This is a genomic window from Bacillus sp. PPSBB_2 (assembly GCF_045291115.1).
Taxonomy (GTDB): Bacteria; Bacillota; Bacilli; order Bacillales; family Bacillaceae_G; genus Bacillus_A; species Bacillus_A cereus.
On sequence record NZ_CP147983.1, the window covers coordinates 3,394,930 to 3,410,997 of the forward strand.

Here is a 16,068-nt window from a genome sequence, read left to right on the forward strand (position 1 = left end):
GCTAGTAACCTTTCTCTATACTATCCCTATAAGTGCTACCCCATTTCCAACCGTTTTTCTTCTAGTATATTAAAAGCAGAATTTGATACGAGGCTCTATATCAATCTATCAATAAATTACCACTCTGTAAATATCTGAATTTTCTTTATATTGAAGGTTATCTCCTAAACAACCTCGAATAATTGTAATACATATACATAAGGAGGTTGATCTATTTTGTTTCGTTCCTTTACAAATGGTTGCGTCGCCTTAGTGCAACGCTTCTTGCCAGAACCGTTTATTTTATCATGTTTACTAACTGTTTTCGTTATCTTCTTTGGTATGTTTGCGACTCACCAAACACCTGTAGAAATGATTAATCACTGGGGTAATGGAATTTGGGGACTCCTCGCCTTTTCTATGCAAATGGCACTTGTACTCGTGACTGGATCTGCTTTAGCAAATGCTCCTCTTATTAAAAAAGGATTAACGAAAGCTGCCAGACTACCAAAAACGAATGGACAAGGCATTATTGCCATTTCAATTGTAAGTTTATTTGGTGCATACATAAACTGGGGCTTTGGAATTGTTGTATCTGTTTTATACGCAAAAGAAGTGGCAAGGCAGCTGGACGGATTAGATTATAGACTAGCAATCGCCTCTTCTTACTCTGGATTTCTCATTTGGCATGCCGGTCTTTCTGCCTCTATCCCTCTTACGTTAGCAACAGGCGGTGAAACGTTAATTAAAACGACTGCTGGAAGTATTAAAGAGGCGATTCCAATAACAGAAACGTTATTCTCACCATACGCTCTCGTTCCAGTTATTATTTTTCTCATTACGATGCCTCTCATTAATAAAGCGATGCATCCAGATGAAAAACATACGATTACAGTAGATCCTAGCGTGTTCCATGAAGAAGCTGCTGCTCAAGAAGTAGAAAAAAATACGTTCGCTGAAAAGATGGAAAATAGCATTATTATTACACTTTGCGTTGGATTGTTAGGTCTCATTTATATTTTCAATTACTTTTATACGAAAGGTTTTAACCTTACTCTCGATATCGTGATTTTTATGTTATTAATTGCAGGTCTTATTTTCCACCGTACTCCGATTCAGTATATTCGTGCTTTTTCAGACTCTACGAAAAGTGCTTCTGGCATTTTACTTCAATTTCCGTTTTACGCAGGAATTATGGGCATGATGATTGGAGCAAATAGTGAAGGACTTTCACTTGGAGGAGCTATTTCTAATTTCTTTATTAGCATTTCAAATGAAACGACTTTTCCGCTCTTTACATTTTTAAGTGCTGGCATTGTTAACATTTTCGTTCCATCTGGCGGCGGTCAATGGGCTGTGCAAGCACCAATTATGATTCCAGCTGGCGCTGAACTTGGTGTACCTGCTGCAAAAACAGCAATGGCAATTGCATGGGGCGATGCTTGGACGAATTTAATTCAACCTTTCTGGGCATTACCAGCATTAGCGATAGCTGGTTTAGGTGCTCGTGACATTATGGGATTTTGTGTTGTGAACTTACTATATGCGGGTTTCATCATTAGTCTATGCTTTTTATTTATTTAAACGAAAAGCTAGTTTTATACTAGCTTTTTTACATAATAAATCACTTATTTCCCATGAATTTTATAATCTTCTCCCACTCTAACTCCGTAAGATGTAATGACTCAAATGCAAAAAAATCTTCGCACACTTTTTCAATTAGATGTGGATTTCCCCTCAAAAAATTCCACTGTAATACTTTAGGAAGAAAATGAATTTCATATTCTTTACTTCCCCGTACTACCTCATCAACTTCTCTTTCACAAATTCCTCTTATTAAATAATCATTTCTTAACTCTATTTGAATTTGCTGAAATGTTTCGCTACATTTTTTCAATTGAAGTAAACACGTAACATACTTCCGAAAAAGTTCGCCATCATACTGAACACAGTTTATAATACGATCGACTTCATTCATAATGCACGAGCCTTTTCTTCTATTTGTAATAACCATTTCTCACGCTTTGATACTTTACTCGTTTTCACAGATTGAAACACTGACCGTTTTATATCGCGAATGCCACAAAAACGTAAAACACCTCTCTTCATTATAATCCAATCTGCTGATCGATATAACAATGCGACGTACCATAGAGGCGAGTCTAACGTATTAATAACCCACGCTTTTTTCCCTTGCAATAATCCTTTCGGCAGAGCCCCTTCATATTTATAAGCAAATCCAGCTACGAAAATACGATCAATAAAACCTTTTAAAATTGCTGGCATCCCCCACCACCATATTGGATAGATGAATAGAAGTGTATCTGCTTCTTCTACTAACATTCTGTACCGAGCAGTTTCCTCTTCATTTACTAAATCACGTCTTTTCTTCTCTTCATTGAATACGAGGACTGGATCAAATTGTTCTTTGTATAAATCAAGTACGGTAACTGAATGATTTGTTTCCTGTAGTCCTTTTTGCACATGATTGAAAATCGCCGCGTTAAAACTGGAAGGACTAGGATGAGCATATATAATTAGTACGTTCACTACAAAACAACTCCCTCTATACGTTAAAGTTTCCCCTTCTTTAACATCTTCTCTACAATTTGTACGTTTTTCGAACTTTGCAACAATCGATTTAATAATATAAGTAACTCTTCTTTTTCTAAATCTTTCAGTTTCTCTTTAACTGCACTCTCACCAGCACCTTGCATATCATAAACAACTGCCGCCATATGTTTACAATAATTTTCATAGGGACACTCACAGTTACTTTCTGAAAAATCTTCGAGATCGATAACTACTTCATAATTCCCTGCATTTCCAGTAACGAAAGCAAACACTTTTTTATCTTGTATTTCAACATCTTCTACATGCCCATCTTCATAATATTCATATCCCTTATCTACAATGTACTTTGGGATCCATTTCGTTATATCTTTTAATAAGTAAGCGTACATAATTGTACCCCTTCCTTTAATTCCCTTTTGACTTCGAAAATCCTGCATGTTATTCTAATTACTGTTAAGTAGCAAGTCTACGTGACAAAACGACTGACACCTATTCGGCGAAGGTGTCTCTTTTCATTTGCAGCCGATATGAATTGCCTCTTTCAGGCACATTCAATTTTTGACACTACACACTCAACACCATTCCCTGTATCAGGCTGCTTTAGCAGTCTTTTACTCTACATACTCCGTTATTTTAAGAAAAAAAGAGAGCTTAGCTCCCTTTTCTCGCCTTATACAATACCCCTTTTTCAGCATAGAGATATTCATCAGCTAATGTAATTTTCCCATCCAGTTTTAGTTCGTCTAATAATCTTGATAAATAAAATTGATGCAACATCTTTTTCGTGAATTTTCCTTCATGATGCGAAACGATATGTTCTTGAATATCTAACAATGATATCGGCTTATCTTGCTCTATCATATATTCATAAACTGTACTACGCAGTTTTACGTATTTTTCGAGTGTCACAGTAATGCGCAACCCCTTTCTTCTTAATATAAATTTTCGTAATCGGTTTTTTTGCAATAAAAAAACCTCTCCGATAAGAAGAAGTTACGTATATATCTTCGTCTTATCTCCCAGAACAAATATGTTCTGCTGGAATTAGCACCTGCATCGCGGTTGCTGGGTTTCATCGGGCCAGTCCCTCCACCTCTCTGGATAAGAAAATATTCACTTAATTCTTACTATACGTAATTCCACTCTAATTGTCAAACAAATATAATAAATTATATTTTCTTCCTTACTGTTCATACTACCCATATACGAACACGCAAGGAGGATTATGAAATGCATCAAAATGCTCGCGGATATGTACAAGATTCTTTTCAATCATTACAAGAAGCTAAAAATTGTTTAGAAGAAGCGCTCGAAACAGTTGAAAAAGATTTTAATCGCGCTCGTATTGAACAATCACTTTATGCTGTTGAACAAGCTATTCAACGTTGCGAGTACACCGTTCACATTTTAGAAAAAGATTAAAAACTTCCCATCAATTGATGGGAAGTTTTTTCAAATGGCATACTTCATAATTATTGCCGTTATGATTAAAAAATATACAGAATTAGCAATTTCTAAAATTCCTACTTTTATAATAGAAATTTTTTTACCATACAACATAATCGCTCGAATGACACTTGGTATAAAAATGAGAGAACACCACGGATTAATCGCAAATACAATTATCGTTAATACGATATGATATCCCCAAGATATAAGACGATACTTCGGATTATTTTTTTCACGAATCATCGTTTTCACATAGAACGTACTACCTAAAAAGTATAAAAATGAAATAAGTGCAATGAATATAGCTGTATGATCGATTTGCTTCATTGAAAAGTAATAACTAATTAACCCACCGATACAAAACACAATAATCGCACAAATATCATTTAATAGTGCTCTTTCATTTTTTTGACGAGCGTAATACATATTCACTATAAATAATGGAATCATTACTATTACGAATAAAAGAATTCGCCACTCATATAATAAAGAAATCATCCCAAATAGGAACGCAATAATAAAATAAACAATGGCAGCTTGTAAAAACTCTTTTTTTCGTCTTTGCTTTATGTACGTAAGAAATGGATATGTGGCTAAATAGATAAAGAACCACGCTAAAAACAATGGAATATGATAAATAGTAGGTTTCCCAAGTACGACACTTAATAAAAAAGGAATAACAAGCATAGCCCATGCACCATGTTGCTTCGGAATAACTAACTTCATTAACTATACACCTCCCTTTTGAAAAAAGTTCTCACCTACAATTATACAAATAATTTTATATAATAGCGGATGCATATTGAAACGATTTTTTGACAAAAAAATGCTCCTTACATTATGTAAGAAGCATGAAAGAGGCAAACGAATATGTAAGTCGCGACCCTACCTTATATGAGTATGCTTTTCTATGTCACGTTATGCTCATCTAATATACCGTATTTCTTTTTAAATCTTGTAAGAATCGTAATCCATGAAGTACTAAATAGTAATAAGAAAATAACATTCGAAATCGCATGGCTCAAATCAAAGTAAAAACTTGCGATATAATACGAAATGACAGTTTCCCATGTTGCTTCTCGTATAAAACCGAGAAGGCCCCAGAAATTCATAATCCAGCCAAATAAAAAGCCAACAATTACTCCGTAAAGAAGTCTCCCCCATAGCTTTTTCATAAAAAATGTATTACGAAGTAAACCTGCTATAAAACCAATCATGCCCCACGAAAACATTTGCCACGGTGTCCATGGACCTTGTCCTAAAAAAATATTAGATACGATTGCTGCTGTAGCACCAATCATAAAACCAGTTTCACTTCCAAATACAATTGCAGAAACGATAATGACAAAAGAAGTTGGTTGTACACTTGGTAAAATAGAAAATGGCACCCGGCTTACTGCTGCAATTGCCGCTAATACAGCAACGAGAACAATTTCACGTGAAACAAACGCCTTTCTTTCAAAACGGATATAGAAAGGTAACATAATAACCGCTAATATAAACAAACTACTTAACATGTAATAACCGTCCATAACAAGTGTCGTAAAAAGCAATGTGCCGATTATTACTGCAAAGATACATATTATGAATGCAACATATCGTTTGGACAAGCTTCGTACACATCCTCCCACGTTAATGCATATGGCAAGTCTTTTCGAATGAATCGATTAATAGATGTTGTATAAAAGAAGTTGCCGCTAAAAAATTCTTTCGGTGCATCATTCATAATGACTGTTCCATCAAATAACATCATACATTGATCCACGTATTTCGCTGCAAACTCAATATCATGCGTTGCCATTACAATTGTTGTACCTTCTTTTTGTAGCTTCCTAAATAGCTCTCCTACTCTTTCTTTCTTCCATGGATCCAATCCCTTTGTCGGTTCATCAAGTAATAATAAAGTCGGCTTTGATAATAACGTCGTACATAACGCAAGTAATTGTTGCTCTCCTCCGCTACAATCGTGCGGATGGCGTTCTTTAAGCGAATACAACCAAAACTGTTTTAGCGTATCTTCTGCTATTTCTTTTCCTTGTTCTCCATATAATTCACGCGCACGTTCATAAACCTCATCCCATACTGTATCAAATGTAAAATGGTAATACGGATGCTGCGATACATACCCAATACTTTTAAACCGTTCTTTCGAATCGATTTTATGTATCACTTTTCCGTTCCACTTTACTTTTCCTCTTCTCGCTTTTTGTAATCCTGCTAAAATCGTTAACAGTGTAGACTTACCTGTACCGTTCTTCCCAACGAGCGCTACCCATTTTCCTTTTTCAATCGAAACTGATAAATCACGTAAAATAAGCGGACTATTTTTTTCATATTGGAACGAAATATGCTCTGCGCTTAAAATTACCTCTTGCTTTTCACTTTGTGCTATTGGGTCATTTACATATGATATCGCTGCAAAATCATTCATTTTCATTTGCGCCTCTCGCACTGTAAACGGAATATCTCTCACATTCCACTCTAAAAATAGCCTTGGAATTTGCGGAATAAATGGACGGAATGTTTCTACTCCCCACATATCCGTAATAACAATTTTAGGACTACCATCATACATAATACGGCCATTATCCATACAAACAACGCGTGTTGCAAGCGGGATAACTTCATCTAAGCGATGTTCACTTAAAATAATCGTAATTCCAAGTTCTTCATTAATCCGTTTTAATAATCCTAAAAACTCTTTTGCAGCGATTGGATCTAACTGCGCTGTCGGTTCATCTAATAATAGCAATTTCGGCTGCATAACTAATACCGCAGCTAAATTGACAAGCTGCTTCTGCCCACCAGATAACGTATGAACAGATTGATGCAATAAATCTTGAAATCCTAAAAAGCTAATAAGCTCTGCTATTCTTTTTTGAATAATATGTGATGGTAATCCGATATTTTCTAAAGAAAATGCTAATTCTTGAATCACTGTATCCATAACGATCTGGTTTTCTGGGTTTTGAAATACCATCCCAATTTCTTGGGCAGATAACAAATCAGCTACTTCCTCTATTAAAACACCCTCATAAAATATCTCTCCAGAACGCGTACCAATTGGAAGTAACTCCTTTTTAAAATGTTTTAATAACGTCGTCTTCCCAGATCCCGATCCTCCAGCAAGTGCAATAAACTCACCTTTTTGAACAGAAAGAGAAATATGCTGTAACGCGTATTCGTTTTCATCAGCATATACAAATGATAAATTGTTTATTTCTGCATGCGCCACCATATCCATTCTCTCCCTTCCATCATAATTGGTAAACTAATAAACAGTGTAAATAATACAAACATCATTCCATCGTATTGCTGGAATAAAATAGATTCGACTTTCGGATAAATAATCAATTTCCCTCCGCCATAATTACTACATACAATAGCAGCTATAAATAAAATGATTAAATAACTGAGCGTATACCAATCACGCCTTTCCATTCTATAGCGAATATACGCCGTACGCTTCGTTACACCAAATCCACGAGCTTGCATAGAATCTGCCGTTTGCAGTGCATCTTCTAATGAACAAATTAATAATACTTGCAGCAATTGCGTACCATTTTTGACGCGTTCAATTATCGAACCTGAATCTACCTGCACACCTTTCGTTTTTTGGACGAGTGTGATTTTCTTTAATCGTCTTATAAACAAAGGAACAAATCTCACTGTAATCATCGTTAACAATGCAACTTTCGGTGAAATTCTTGAAAACAAATATAAAAATTTATGACTGGAAATAATATCATTGTATGACGCAAACGTAAACATAACTGCAACTAATAATAACCCCATTACTATTCCAAACATAATCGCCTCAAGCTTAATACGGCTATCACCTAACCAAAATAACGTAGTTCGACCTCTATGCGTTAATAACGAATTAAATAAAATTACCATAAAAAAGAAAACAATTGTGCTCGGTAGCATCTTTCTTATCTTTTCGCCATTTCCTTGCATCACATTTAACATAATAATTAATACTATTGCTCCAATTAAAAAAAGAGGATGAAGACACATCGTACATAGTATCATCACCCCGATATAATAGAAAAAATTCACAAAAGGATGTAAAGAAGAAAAACTTATTTTCATAGCCCTTTACCGAATGCCTTTCTTATTGTAATACGTATACCCACTCAATTGTATCTCCTGGTTTTACCGTAACTACACCAGCACTATGGTTTGGAAAAGCACCGTTCACACGATATTTCCATCCACTAGTATCCGCAATATCTTTTTCATATAAATCATTAATACCTTTTACATAAATACTATCTCTAGATCCGCTTGCATCAACATCTAATCCTGTACGTTGTAATACTTTATACACAGTGTCGCCTTCTTGTACATCCATCTTTTTCGCACCCATTATATATCCGTTATTTCCTTTTACCGAGATTGTTACTTGTTTTGCTTGCGGTTTCGGTACTGGTACTGGATCTGGTTTTGGTGGTTCAGGTTTTGGTACTGCCGGAGTCGGTATCGTTTTCTCCGCTTTATTCGGATCTTCTTTTTGCTCCTGCTTCGGTGTTTCTTTCGGCTGATTCACAACCTTTGCTTCTTCTTTTACTTCTGGTGCTTTCGGTTGTTGTTTCTCTTCTTGTGCTTGTTGCTGCTCTGGTTGCTTATTTACAGCCGGCTGTTCTTTCGGTTGTTCCTGTTGTTTCTCTTCTTTCTTTACCTCTGGTTGTGCCTGCGGCTTTTCCTCTTTCGGCTTCTCTTCTACTTTTTGTTCTTGTTTCTCTTTCTGCGCTTCTTGCTGCTTTTGCTCTGATTCAGCTTGCTTTTCTTCTGTTTTTTCTTCCGGCTTCGCTTCATCTTTTTGTTCTTCTTGTTTCGCTACCTCTTCTTGCTTCGGTTCTACCTTCTTCTCAGGCTTTACAGCTGCCTCTTCACATCCGGCAAGTAGCCCGAGCGAAAGCAGTAAAGAAATGAACCATTTCACCTTACTCATCCTATCTCTCACCTTTCATACGAAAATTAGGAGCAAATAATTGCTCCTAATTTTTTGTTAAGCTGCTTTACGTCTCCATAATACATATGCAGAAGCAATACATAATACACCCATACCTACTTCTGTTGCTGCACCATGAGAAGATGCTCCTGTTTTTGGTAGACTGTTACCGTTTCCGATTTTTTTATTCTTAACCGGTTCGTTATCTACAACTACTTTTAGATTTTCATCTTTTGTTTCTTGTTGTACTTGTTTTTGTTCTTTCGGTTCTTCAGTAACTTCTTTTTCTACTACATTATTTTCTGGTTCAACGACCTTTTCTGGCTCTTCAATCGGTTTTGGCTTAATTACATTACCAGCGTCTACATTAGACCAATCATAAATAGATTTTCCCATTTCCTTAAATTGAAGTAATGCTAAAAGAGCCTGTTCTGTAGCCATTCCGTTACCATTTTGATCACTTGGTAACCATTTAAATTCACCATTTGAAAGTTGATATGATAATAGGTTTTGCATTGCCTTATGAAGACGATTTTGATCTACATCTTTAACAAGCGATAATCCAATAATTGCTTGCGCAGTACTATTTGAATTTTCTTGTCCATCAGCTGAAAAACCACCATTTTGCAGCTGTTCGTTATATAAATACGCAACAGCTTTTTGTATAGCTGGTTTCACATCTGATCGCTCTTGATAAGGAGCTAATGCTGATAAAACCATACCTGTTACATCAACGCTACTAGCACTATCTTTACTACCTGAACTATTATAAGTCCATCCACCGTCTGTATGCTGATTATTTAACAGTGCTTCCACTAGAGCAACTCTGTTCCATTTTGATTCAACTGGAATCTCATACTTCTTCGTATCAAATGCAAGTAAAGCAAATGCATAACCTGTAACAGAATTCACTTTATCTGACTCATACAATTTTTGAACTAAATTATGTCCACCTACATTTTTAGGGTCTGCACTCATTGCATTCATCATAATAATTGTTCTAGCTAAATCTGTCGCTGAAAAACGGTTAATACGCTTTTCTACTTTTTCAGTTACTGACTTAACATAATTTAATTTTGTCTCAATTGGCACATTCTTTCCAGAACGAGAAAGCGCTACAGCTACCCAGTCACTTTCAATTCCATCTTGTAACATCTTATCTGATGTTTTAGAAATGGCTTCGTTTAATTGTGCACTTGGATCTTGAATGTTCTCTTGCTTTGGTTGTTCTGGTTTTTTACTATCTTGGTCACCTTGGTTTTTCACATCTAGCGTTTTACCGTCTTGGTCACCTTGGTTTTTCACATCTGGCGTTTTACCATCTTGATCACCTTGGTTTTTCACATCTGGCGTTTTACCGTCTTGGTCACCTTGGTTTTTCACATCTGGCGTTTTATCATCTTGACCTTCTGATTTTGGTTCTTCTGTTTTACACGTCCCGAACTTATCTAACGTTTCTTTCAATGTTTCCTGGCTTACATTGCTCCAGTCTGAAACAAAGCGAAAGACAACAACATCTCCAGATTTTAATTTATAACTATCTGCTCCGACTTCTGCAGACTTATCATTTACATCATACAGCCAAGCACTTGTAGCCCCGGCCATTAAACCATCGATGCCTTTTACATATGTTCCAAACGACATCGTTTCAGATTCTACCTTGTCCCCCATGACCTTTTGCAGCAAACTTAAAGCTGTTTCCCCATCTTTAATTTGCTCTTCTTTCGGACATAACATAATGCCTTTTTGTGATTCCCCAATAATTGCAAGTTTTGCTGTATTTTCTTCAGCAAACGTAATATGTACTGTATTCGCAAAAGAAACAAATACAAGTGTCACTGCCATTAACGACGTAAGCAGCCACTTTTTCAACATTGCCATCCCAAAATTTCCTCCCTTACTACCATTTACACAAAAAAAGGCCCTTCAAGGGCGTGCGATTGACACTCTCTTTTTGTAAGTGTCGAACAAAAATGTACAACACCTCCTATCCGCATCATTCGCGGCTATATTTGTATAGGAAAAATAATTTTGTTTATGAACGTATCATTGTGATAACATTCACTTTTCTTGGCACAACTTACTCCCATTTAAGTTATCGTAAAACGATAAACCTATACATTCTGTAAATTTTAAATTTCTGTATTATTTTACTATTGACAAAGAATTTTGTCCATGCTTTATCGGATTTATTTTCTAAGAATAATAACTTATTAACTCTTAACGATGTAAACTCTTTTCACTAATAATGACGCCATCTTCATCCGCATAGACATATTCATTTGGATTCCATTCTACTTGTCCAAAGTGCAATGAAATATTTCGTTCTCCTTTTCCTTCTTTCACACTTCTATTTGGCATCGTTCCTAACGCTAAAATACCAATATTAATATTCTTTAGTTCACTAGAATCACGAACATACCCATTCACAATAATTCCTGCTAGCTTTCTTTCTTCCGCAATAGCTGCCAAATTATCACCGAGTAACGCACAATTCGTAGACGCTCCGCCATCAACAACTAATACTGTTCCTTCTGGTAATGTTTGCAATCCTTCCTTCACTAGTACATTATCATCTTTCACTTTTACAGTTGCAATTTTCCCGTGGAATTGTTCTTTCTTCCCAAAAGACCGAAAAGACTGGCGACATATTTGTAATTCCTTTTCAAATTCATCACATAGATCAGTAGTTTTCCACATCTTGTTCCCTCTTTTCCTTTTTCTTTCTACATAACATATTCTTGGCTTATTATCGTTTCCCTGTCTAATATTGCAATAATTTGTATGTACGGGAAAGGATACAAAAACTATTGCCTTAAGAAGCTACCTTTATTATAATCTATTTCACAGATTAAATTCAGAATATTAAAAATTAACCAAGTGAAGAAGGAGGGATTTTATGCAAATACAAACTGAGGCAAAAAAACAACCTAGTAAACCAAAGTTTAAAATGCCCGATGCGTACGTACTACTATTTTTTATTGCCTTACTTTGCGCCATTGCTACGTACTTCGTTCCTGCTGGAGAATTTAAAAGGGTTACAAACGGGACTGTTACAACGACAATACCAGGTAGCTATCATTCTGTTCCGCAATCACCTGTAGGATTTGTTTCTTTTTTTACCGCTATTGAAAAAGGAATGACACTTGCTGCCCCTATTATCTTTCTAATTTTATTTACAGGTGGAGCCATTGCAATTCTTGAAAAGACAGGTGCCCTTGACGGTTTAATCTATCATGTTATTAACAAATTTCGTAATCAGCAATTATTTTTCATATGTATTGTCGCCGCACTCTTTTCCATTCTCGGAACGACTGGCATTATCGTTAACTCAGTTATCGGCTTTATCCCTATCGGCATCATCGTTGCCCGCACATTAAAATGGGACGCTATCGTTGGCGTAGCAATTATTTATTTAGGCACTTATGCTGGTTTTAATGCTACTATTTTATCCCCCTCACCTTTAGGCATTTCACAAAAGATCGCAGAACTTCCGATGTTTTCGGGAATTGGTTTACGCACAGCAATTTATATATCTTTTTTACTTGCTACCATTCTATATATAAATTGGTATGTAAAGCGCTTGAAAAAATCGAATAAAGGAAGCATCCTTGGCGACAACTGGTTTCCAAGTAACGCTCTTTCAAGCGAAAAAGAAGCAGAGAAAAAGGAAGTTCCTTGGACGATACGTCATAAATTAATTTTACTCGTTCCAGCTTTATCATTAATTGCATTTTTAATAGGCGCTTTTCGTCTACATTGGACGGACGCAGAAATGACCGCTACTTTTATTTTCATAGCAATTACAGCCGGAATAATAGGTGGCATGAAAGCAAACGATATCGCTTCTACTTTTCTAACTGGCTGCCAAAACCTTATCTACGGTGCTTTAATTGTCGGAATGGCTCGCTGTATTTCAGTCATTTTAGAACAAGGAAAATTGCTTGATACAATTGTTAACCAACTCGCACAAGCTCTCGAAGGACAAAACCCTGTATTTGGTGTTATCGGCATGTATCTGAGTAGTGCCGCATTACATTTCCTCATTTCATCCGGGACAGGAGAATCGGTTATTTTTATTCCGATATTAGCTCCATTAGCTGATTTTATGCACATTACACGCCAAGTTACAGTACAAGCTGTTATGCTCGGAGAAGGTGTAGTAAACTGCTTAAATCCAACTTCCGGTGTTTTAATGGGCGTTCTCGCAGCAAGCGGGATTTCTTATGGAAAATGGATTCGTTTCATGGCTCCACTTGCACTCATTTGGTTTATCATTGGACTTGTTTTTCTTATTGTTGGGGTGAATATTGAGTGGGGACCTTACTAAATACTTAACTAGATAAATAAGTACTATCGTTCCATATAAATATCTATTCTATTTCCCTCACTAGTCCTATAAAAATCATTTATTCTAGTAAAAATATAAGAAGGGATTGATCATAATGATCAATCCCTTTTATCAAAATATAATACCTTTAAAAATCTTAGTTCCAGATTTTATTTACCCATTCTGGATGATCAATAAAAGGATTGCGGTTATGTTGATATTTTGTAAAAATCACTTCATTACGCTTTCGCTCTAAATCATCGACCGGGTCTTGTTCATTCCATTTTAATAAGACAGATAGTTTCCCCATGTATGGATCTTTATTGTTATTCACTTTTTCATTTAGTTCTAAATCTATTTCGCCGTTGTCTCCCTCGTAACGAACAGCCATATAAAACAGCATTCTAGCAATATCTCCCTTTACACTATCACGAGGTTCCCAAGAATCACTATCATATTTACATTCTGTCGCTTCAGAATGATTCACACCACCATTATCAAAATCTAGATTTCCACGTGAACTATTTACAGATACATCCGTCGCTCTTAAATGATGTAGATCTGTTCCAGGTCCTGCAGTCGTTCCAAAGTCACCGTGAGATTTTGCCCAAACATGCTCTCGGTTCCAGTTATTTACTCCTGATCCATTCGTAAGTTTCCCTTGCGAACGACCAGTATATAAGAGTATCACATTATTTTTATTATTTGGATCTTCATCAGTATCTCTTAACGCTTCCCAAACCGCACTGTATGATAACTTTGTATGATTATCAATAATATTATGCAGTTCCTTCTTTAATTCTAACCCCGTTTTCCCTATTGCGTTATTATAATATGTATCGTCATAATTTTTTACAATAATCTCCTGTGCTGATGCAGGAACCACTTCACCGTGTATAGTATCTGTGAATGATAGAGATGCAGAACCTAAAATAAAAAATGAAGATAGTGTAACCATAGCAATCTTTGTATTTCGAAACTTCATATACCCATTCCCCTCGTAGAATATAGTTTAGATCAGTATTTCTGCTTTCTAATTACCCTGATTTTAAAAAAAATAGATAACAAGATTCCTTACGGAATTTGTTTCGATATTATTGAATTTCCCAGATACAATGGATGTATGGAAAGGATCCATCGGGAATTTGCTCATTTCCCCTGTAGCTCTGTCTACGATAAAAAGTCTGTTACCCGAGCCATTGCTATCACTACCAACACACTAGCTGTTTCGATAACTGATTGGGCTTTTGGATAGTAGTTCAAAAGGTAGCCCCCAAAAGTTGTCATTGTATTCTCGTAGGCGAGGTTGTGGTTACGCAATGAGCTTCTGGGAAATCCCATAGTATCGAAGCATATTCCAAATAACCAATGAAAGGAGGTCCTTCCAAATGAACTTATTTGTCGGATTAGATGTCAGCTCTGAGAAACTAGATGTGTGCTTTTTATCAGACGATAACCAATTGACAATTCTTCTTGAAGCGAGTCTCGGAAATGACGTGAAAGGCGCTCATCAAATTAAACAAAAAATTTTAGAATTTCAAAATGTGTACTCGTTTTCTCAAATCGTCATAGGCATGGAGTCAACTTCTATGTACAGCTTTCATCCTGCTACATTTTTTAATGAGGATCGAGAATTAAAGCGTATAAATACCGTCGTTACCATCGAAAATCCTTTTCGCATCAAGCAATTCAGTCGAATATTTGATGAAGATAAAACAGATAAAAATGATGCGATGCGAATCGCTGACTTTTTAAGAATCCAAAGATTCACTACGTCTCCCATTAAAGAAGAGAAATATATGGCTCTTCAACGTTTAACTCGCACACGTTACCAATTAATTGGACAACTTGTAGAAACGAAACAACATTTTCTCGAAAATTTAACTTACAAATGCAACACGCTCACGCGTGAGTTAAAGAATAGCGAAACTCCTTCTTCTGTATTTGGAGCTACCTTAATCGCTTTAATGACAGAAGATTATGGGTTAGAAGAATTAGCTCAAATGCCTTTAACAGATTTCGCCTCTTTGCTTCAAGAAAAAGGTAACGGCCGGTTTAAAAATCCAGAAGGATTAGCGAAAACGATTCAACGAGCCATTACTATGTCTTATCGTTTAGGAGAAGTCGCTCAAGAATCCATCAATATTATCCTGAGTATTCTTGCTCGCGAAATTCGTGCACTCGAAGCCAGTATCAAAGACCTTGATAAGGCAATTGAACAGCTCGTAATGGTCCTACCAGAATACCAATGCTTGACGAGTATTCCTGGTGTTGGAAAAGTGTATGCTGCTGGATTACTAGCTGAGATCGGACAAATCCAACGATTTGAAGACCAAACGAAACTAGCTAAATATGCCGGATTAAGCTGGAAAATCAAGCAATCTGGAAATTATCAGTCTGAAAATACGCCCTTAACCAAACAAGGCAATCGTTATCTTCGCTATTACTTAGTTGAGGCTGCCAATTCAGTAAGAAGATATTTGCCTGAATATCAAGCATTTTATCAAAAGAAATACAAAGAAACACCCAAACATCAACACAAAAGAGCCATCGTCTTAACCGCAAGAAAATTTGTGCGTCTGGTGGATACGCTACTACGTAACCATCAACTCTACACGCCACCAAGGAGCGTGATAGAAAAATAACACTTTGTTATTGACGCAATCTTGGAAACGGCCCGAAAAAATTTCATTTTTGGTCGGGTCTATTTCCGTATGCTGAAAAAATCGCACCTAGAAAAAATCAGTCTTGTTTTACTCTTGACTTATTACCACTAGAC

General features: G+C 36.2%; 16 protein-coding genes and 1 riboswitch. Of the genes, 4 read left to right on the forward strand and 12 right to left on the reverse strand.

The features are described from left to right. Positions 1-216: 216 nt before the first annotated feature. On the forward strand, positions 217-1,563 hold the full coding sequence (locus V6946_RS16820; RefSeq protein WP_366982199.1) for a short-chain fatty acid transporter: 1,347 nt from the start codon (positions 217-219) through the stop codon (positions 1,561-1,563). Between the two features lie 40 nt (positions 1,564-1,603). On the opposite strand, the gene V6946_RS16825 is transcribed toward V6946_RS16820, so the two are convergent. The 4 genes from V6946_RS16825 to V6946_RS16840 form a co-directional block, all read right to left on the reverse strand. Further along, the gene (locus V6946_RS16825; RefSeq protein WP_006922564.1) at positions 1,604-1,957 is read right to left on the reverse strand and encodes a hypothetical protein; all 354 of its coding nucleotides are present in this window, start codon (positions 1,955-1,957) and stop codon (positions 1,604-1,606) included. Beyond that, a complete protein-coding gene (locus tag V6946_RS16830) occupies positions 1,954-2,529 on the reverse strand; it encodes an NAD(P)H-dependent oxidoreductase (RefSeq protein ID WP_001101580.1) in 576 nt (191 codons plus the stop codon). Before V6946_RS16830 ends, V6946_RS16825 begins: the two co-directional genes overlap by 4 nt. A 23-nt stretch (positions 2,530-2,552) precedes the next feature. Then, the gene (locus tag V6946_RS16835; protein WP_000271528.1) at positions 2,553-2,942 is read right to left on the reverse strand and encodes an SWIM zinc finger domain-containing protein; all 390 of its coding nucleotides are present in this window, start codon (positions 2,940-2,942) and stop codon (positions 2,553-2,555) included. Positions 2,943-3,204: 262 nt separating this feature from the next. Further along, positions 3,205-3,462 (reverse strand): hypothetical protein, encoded by a 258-nt coding sequence (locus V6946_RS16840; protein ID WP_000171476.1) that lies wholly within the window; start codon positions 3,460-3,462, stop codon positions 3,205-3,207. 100 nt (positions 3,463-3,562) lie between these two features. After that, positions 3,563-3,661, reverse strand: a riboswitch (SAM riboswitch). Between the two features lie 122 nt (positions 3,662-3,783). Here V6946_RS16840 and V6946_RS16845 point away from each other — a divergent pair. Further along, positions 3,784-3,975, forward strand: coding sequence for a hypothetical protein (locus V6946_RS16845; RefSeq protein ID WP_000554032.1), 192 nt, complete (start codon positions 3,784-3,786; stop codon positions 3,973-3,975). Between the two features lie 30 nt (positions 3,976-4,005). Here V6946_RS16845 and V6946_RS16850 read toward each other — a convergent pair whose 3' ends face one another. The 7 genes from V6946_RS16850 to rraA form a co-directional block, all read right to left on the reverse strand. Further along, entirely contained in the window at positions 4,006-4,728 is a 723-nt protein-coding gene (locus tag V6946_RS16850; RefSeq protein WP_006922561.1) for a YwiC-like family protein, read from the reverse strand. A 182-nt stretch (positions 4,729-4,910) separates the two neighbouring features. Then, positions 4,911-5,612, reverse strand: coding sequence for an ECF transporter S component (locus V6946_RS16855; RefSeq protein WP_000044901.1), 702 nt, complete (start codon positions 5,610-5,612; stop codon positions 4,911-4,913). Beyond that, positions 5,585-7,246 (reverse strand): energy-coupling factor ABC transporter ATP-binding protein, encoded by a 1,662-nt coding sequence (locus tag V6946_RS16860; protein WP_033692498.1) that lies wholly within the window; start codon positions 7,244-7,246, stop codon positions 5,585-5,587. The genes V6946_RS16855 and V6946_RS16860 overlap by 28 nt, the downstream gene beginning before the upstream one ends. Next, positions 7,219-8,097, reverse strand: a complete 879-nt coding sequence (locus V6946_RS16865) for an energy-coupling factor transporter transmembrane component T (RefSeq protein WP_033687086.1) — start codon at positions 8,095-8,097, stop codon at positions 7,219-7,221. The genes V6946_RS16860 and V6946_RS16865 overlap by 28 nt, the downstream gene beginning before the upstream one ends. Before the next feature lie 22 nt (positions 8,098-8,119). Continuing rightward, positions 8,120-8,959: a DUF4430 domain-containing protein gene (locus tag V6946_RS16870; protein ID WP_006922556.1), complete on the reverse strand. Its 840-nt coding sequence runs from the start codon at positions 8,957-8,959 to the stop codon at positions 8,120-8,122. Between the two features lie 57 nt (positions 8,960-9,016). Continuing rightward, complete coding sequence (locus V6946_RS16875) at positions 9,017-10,840, reverse strand: DUF4430 domain-containing protein (protein WP_366982200.1); 1,824 nt, start codon at positions 10,838-10,840, stop codon at positions 9,017-9,019. Between the two features lie 339 nt (positions 10,841-11,179). Then, the gene (gene rraA, locus V6946_RS16880; RefSeq protein ID WP_000266039.1) at positions 11,180-11,659 is read right to left on the reverse strand and encodes a ribonuclease E activity regulator RraA; all 480 of its coding nucleotides are present in this window, start codon (positions 11,657-11,659) and stop codon (positions 11,180-11,182) included. Between the two features lie 199 nt (positions 11,660-11,858). Here rraA and V6946_RS16885 point away from each other — a divergent pair, with 199 nt between their 5' ends. Beyond that, the gene (locus tag V6946_RS16885) at positions 11,859-13,289 is read left to right on the forward strand and encodes a Na+/H+ antiporter NhaC family protein (protein ID WP_366982201.1); all 1,431 of its coding nucleotides are present in this window, start codon (positions 11,859-11,861) and stop codon (positions 13,287-13,289) included. A gap of 157 nt (positions 13,290-13,446) precedes the next feature. Here the strand turns inward: V6946_RS16885 and V6946_RS16890 are convergent, their stop codons facing one another. Further along, on the reverse strand, positions 13,447-14,274 hold the full coding sequence (locus tag V6946_RS16890) for an endonuclease I family protein (RefSeq protein ID WP_000672193.1): 828 nt from the start codon (positions 14,272-14,274) through the stop codon (positions 13,447-13,449). A 403-nt stretch (positions 14,275-14,677) separates the two neighbouring features. On the opposite strand from V6946_RS16890, the gene V6946_RS16895 reads away from it, so the two are divergent. Beyond that, entirely contained in the window at positions 14,678-15,934 is a 1,257-nt protein-coding gene (locus V6946_RS16895) for an IS110 family transposase (protein WP_256426878.1), read from the forward strand. Positions 15,935-16,068 lie beyond the last annotated feature (134 nt).

What these genes read in the sequence shown, in the direction of transcription:
- V6946_RS16825 (WP_006922564.1), bottom strand. Translation starts at nt 1,957, where the DNA reads ATGAATGAAGTCGATCGTATTATAAACTGTGTTCAGTATGATGGCGAA.
- V6946_RS16835 (WP_000271528.1), bottom strand. Translation starts at nt 2,942, where the DNA reads ATGTACGCTTACTTATTAAAAGATATAACGAAATGGATCCCAAAGTAC.
- V6946_RS16845 (WP_000554032.1), top strand. Translation starts at nt 3,784, where the DNA reads ATGCATCAAAATGCTCGCGGATATGTACAAGATTCTTTTCAATCATTA.
- V6946_RS16850 (WP_006922561.1), bottom strand. Translation starts at nt 4,728, where the DNA reads ATGAAGTTAGTTATTCCGAAGCAACATGGTGCATGGGCTATGCTTGTT.
- V6946_RS16860 (WP_033692498.1), bottom strand. Translation starts at nt 7,246, where the DNA reads ATGGATATGGTGGCGCATGCAGAAATAAACAATTTATCATTTGTATAT.
- V6946_RS16865 (WP_033687086.1), bottom strand. Translation starts at nt 8,097, where the DNA reads ATGAAAATAAGTTTTTCTTCTTTACATCCTTTTGTGAATTTTTTCTAT.
- V6946_RS16870 (WP_006922556.1), bottom strand. Translation starts at nt 8,959, where the DNA reads ATGAGTAAGGTGAAATGGTTCATTTCTTTACTGCTTTCGCTCGGGCTA.
- V6946_RS16875 (WP_366982200.1), bottom strand. Translation starts at nt 10,840, where the DNA reads ATGGCAATGTTGAAAAAGTGGCTGCTTACGTCGTTAATGGCAGTGACA.
- rraA (WP_000266039.1), bottom strand. Translation starts at nt 11,659, where the DNA reads ATGTGGAAAACTACTGATCTATGTGATGAATTTGAAAAGGAATTACAA.
- V6946_RS16885 (WP_366982201.1), top strand. Translation starts at nt 11,859, where the DNA reads ATGCAAATACAAACTGAGGCAAAAAAACAACCTAGTAAACCAAAGTTT.
- V6946_RS16890 (WP_000672193.1), bottom strand. Translation starts at nt 14,274, where the DNA reads ATGAAGTTTCGAAATACAAAGATTGCTATGGTTACACTATCTTCATTT.
- V6946_RS16895 (WP_256426878.1), top strand. Translation starts at nt 14,678, where the DNA reads ATGAACTTATTTGTCGGATTAGATGTCAGCTCTGAGAAACTAGATGTG.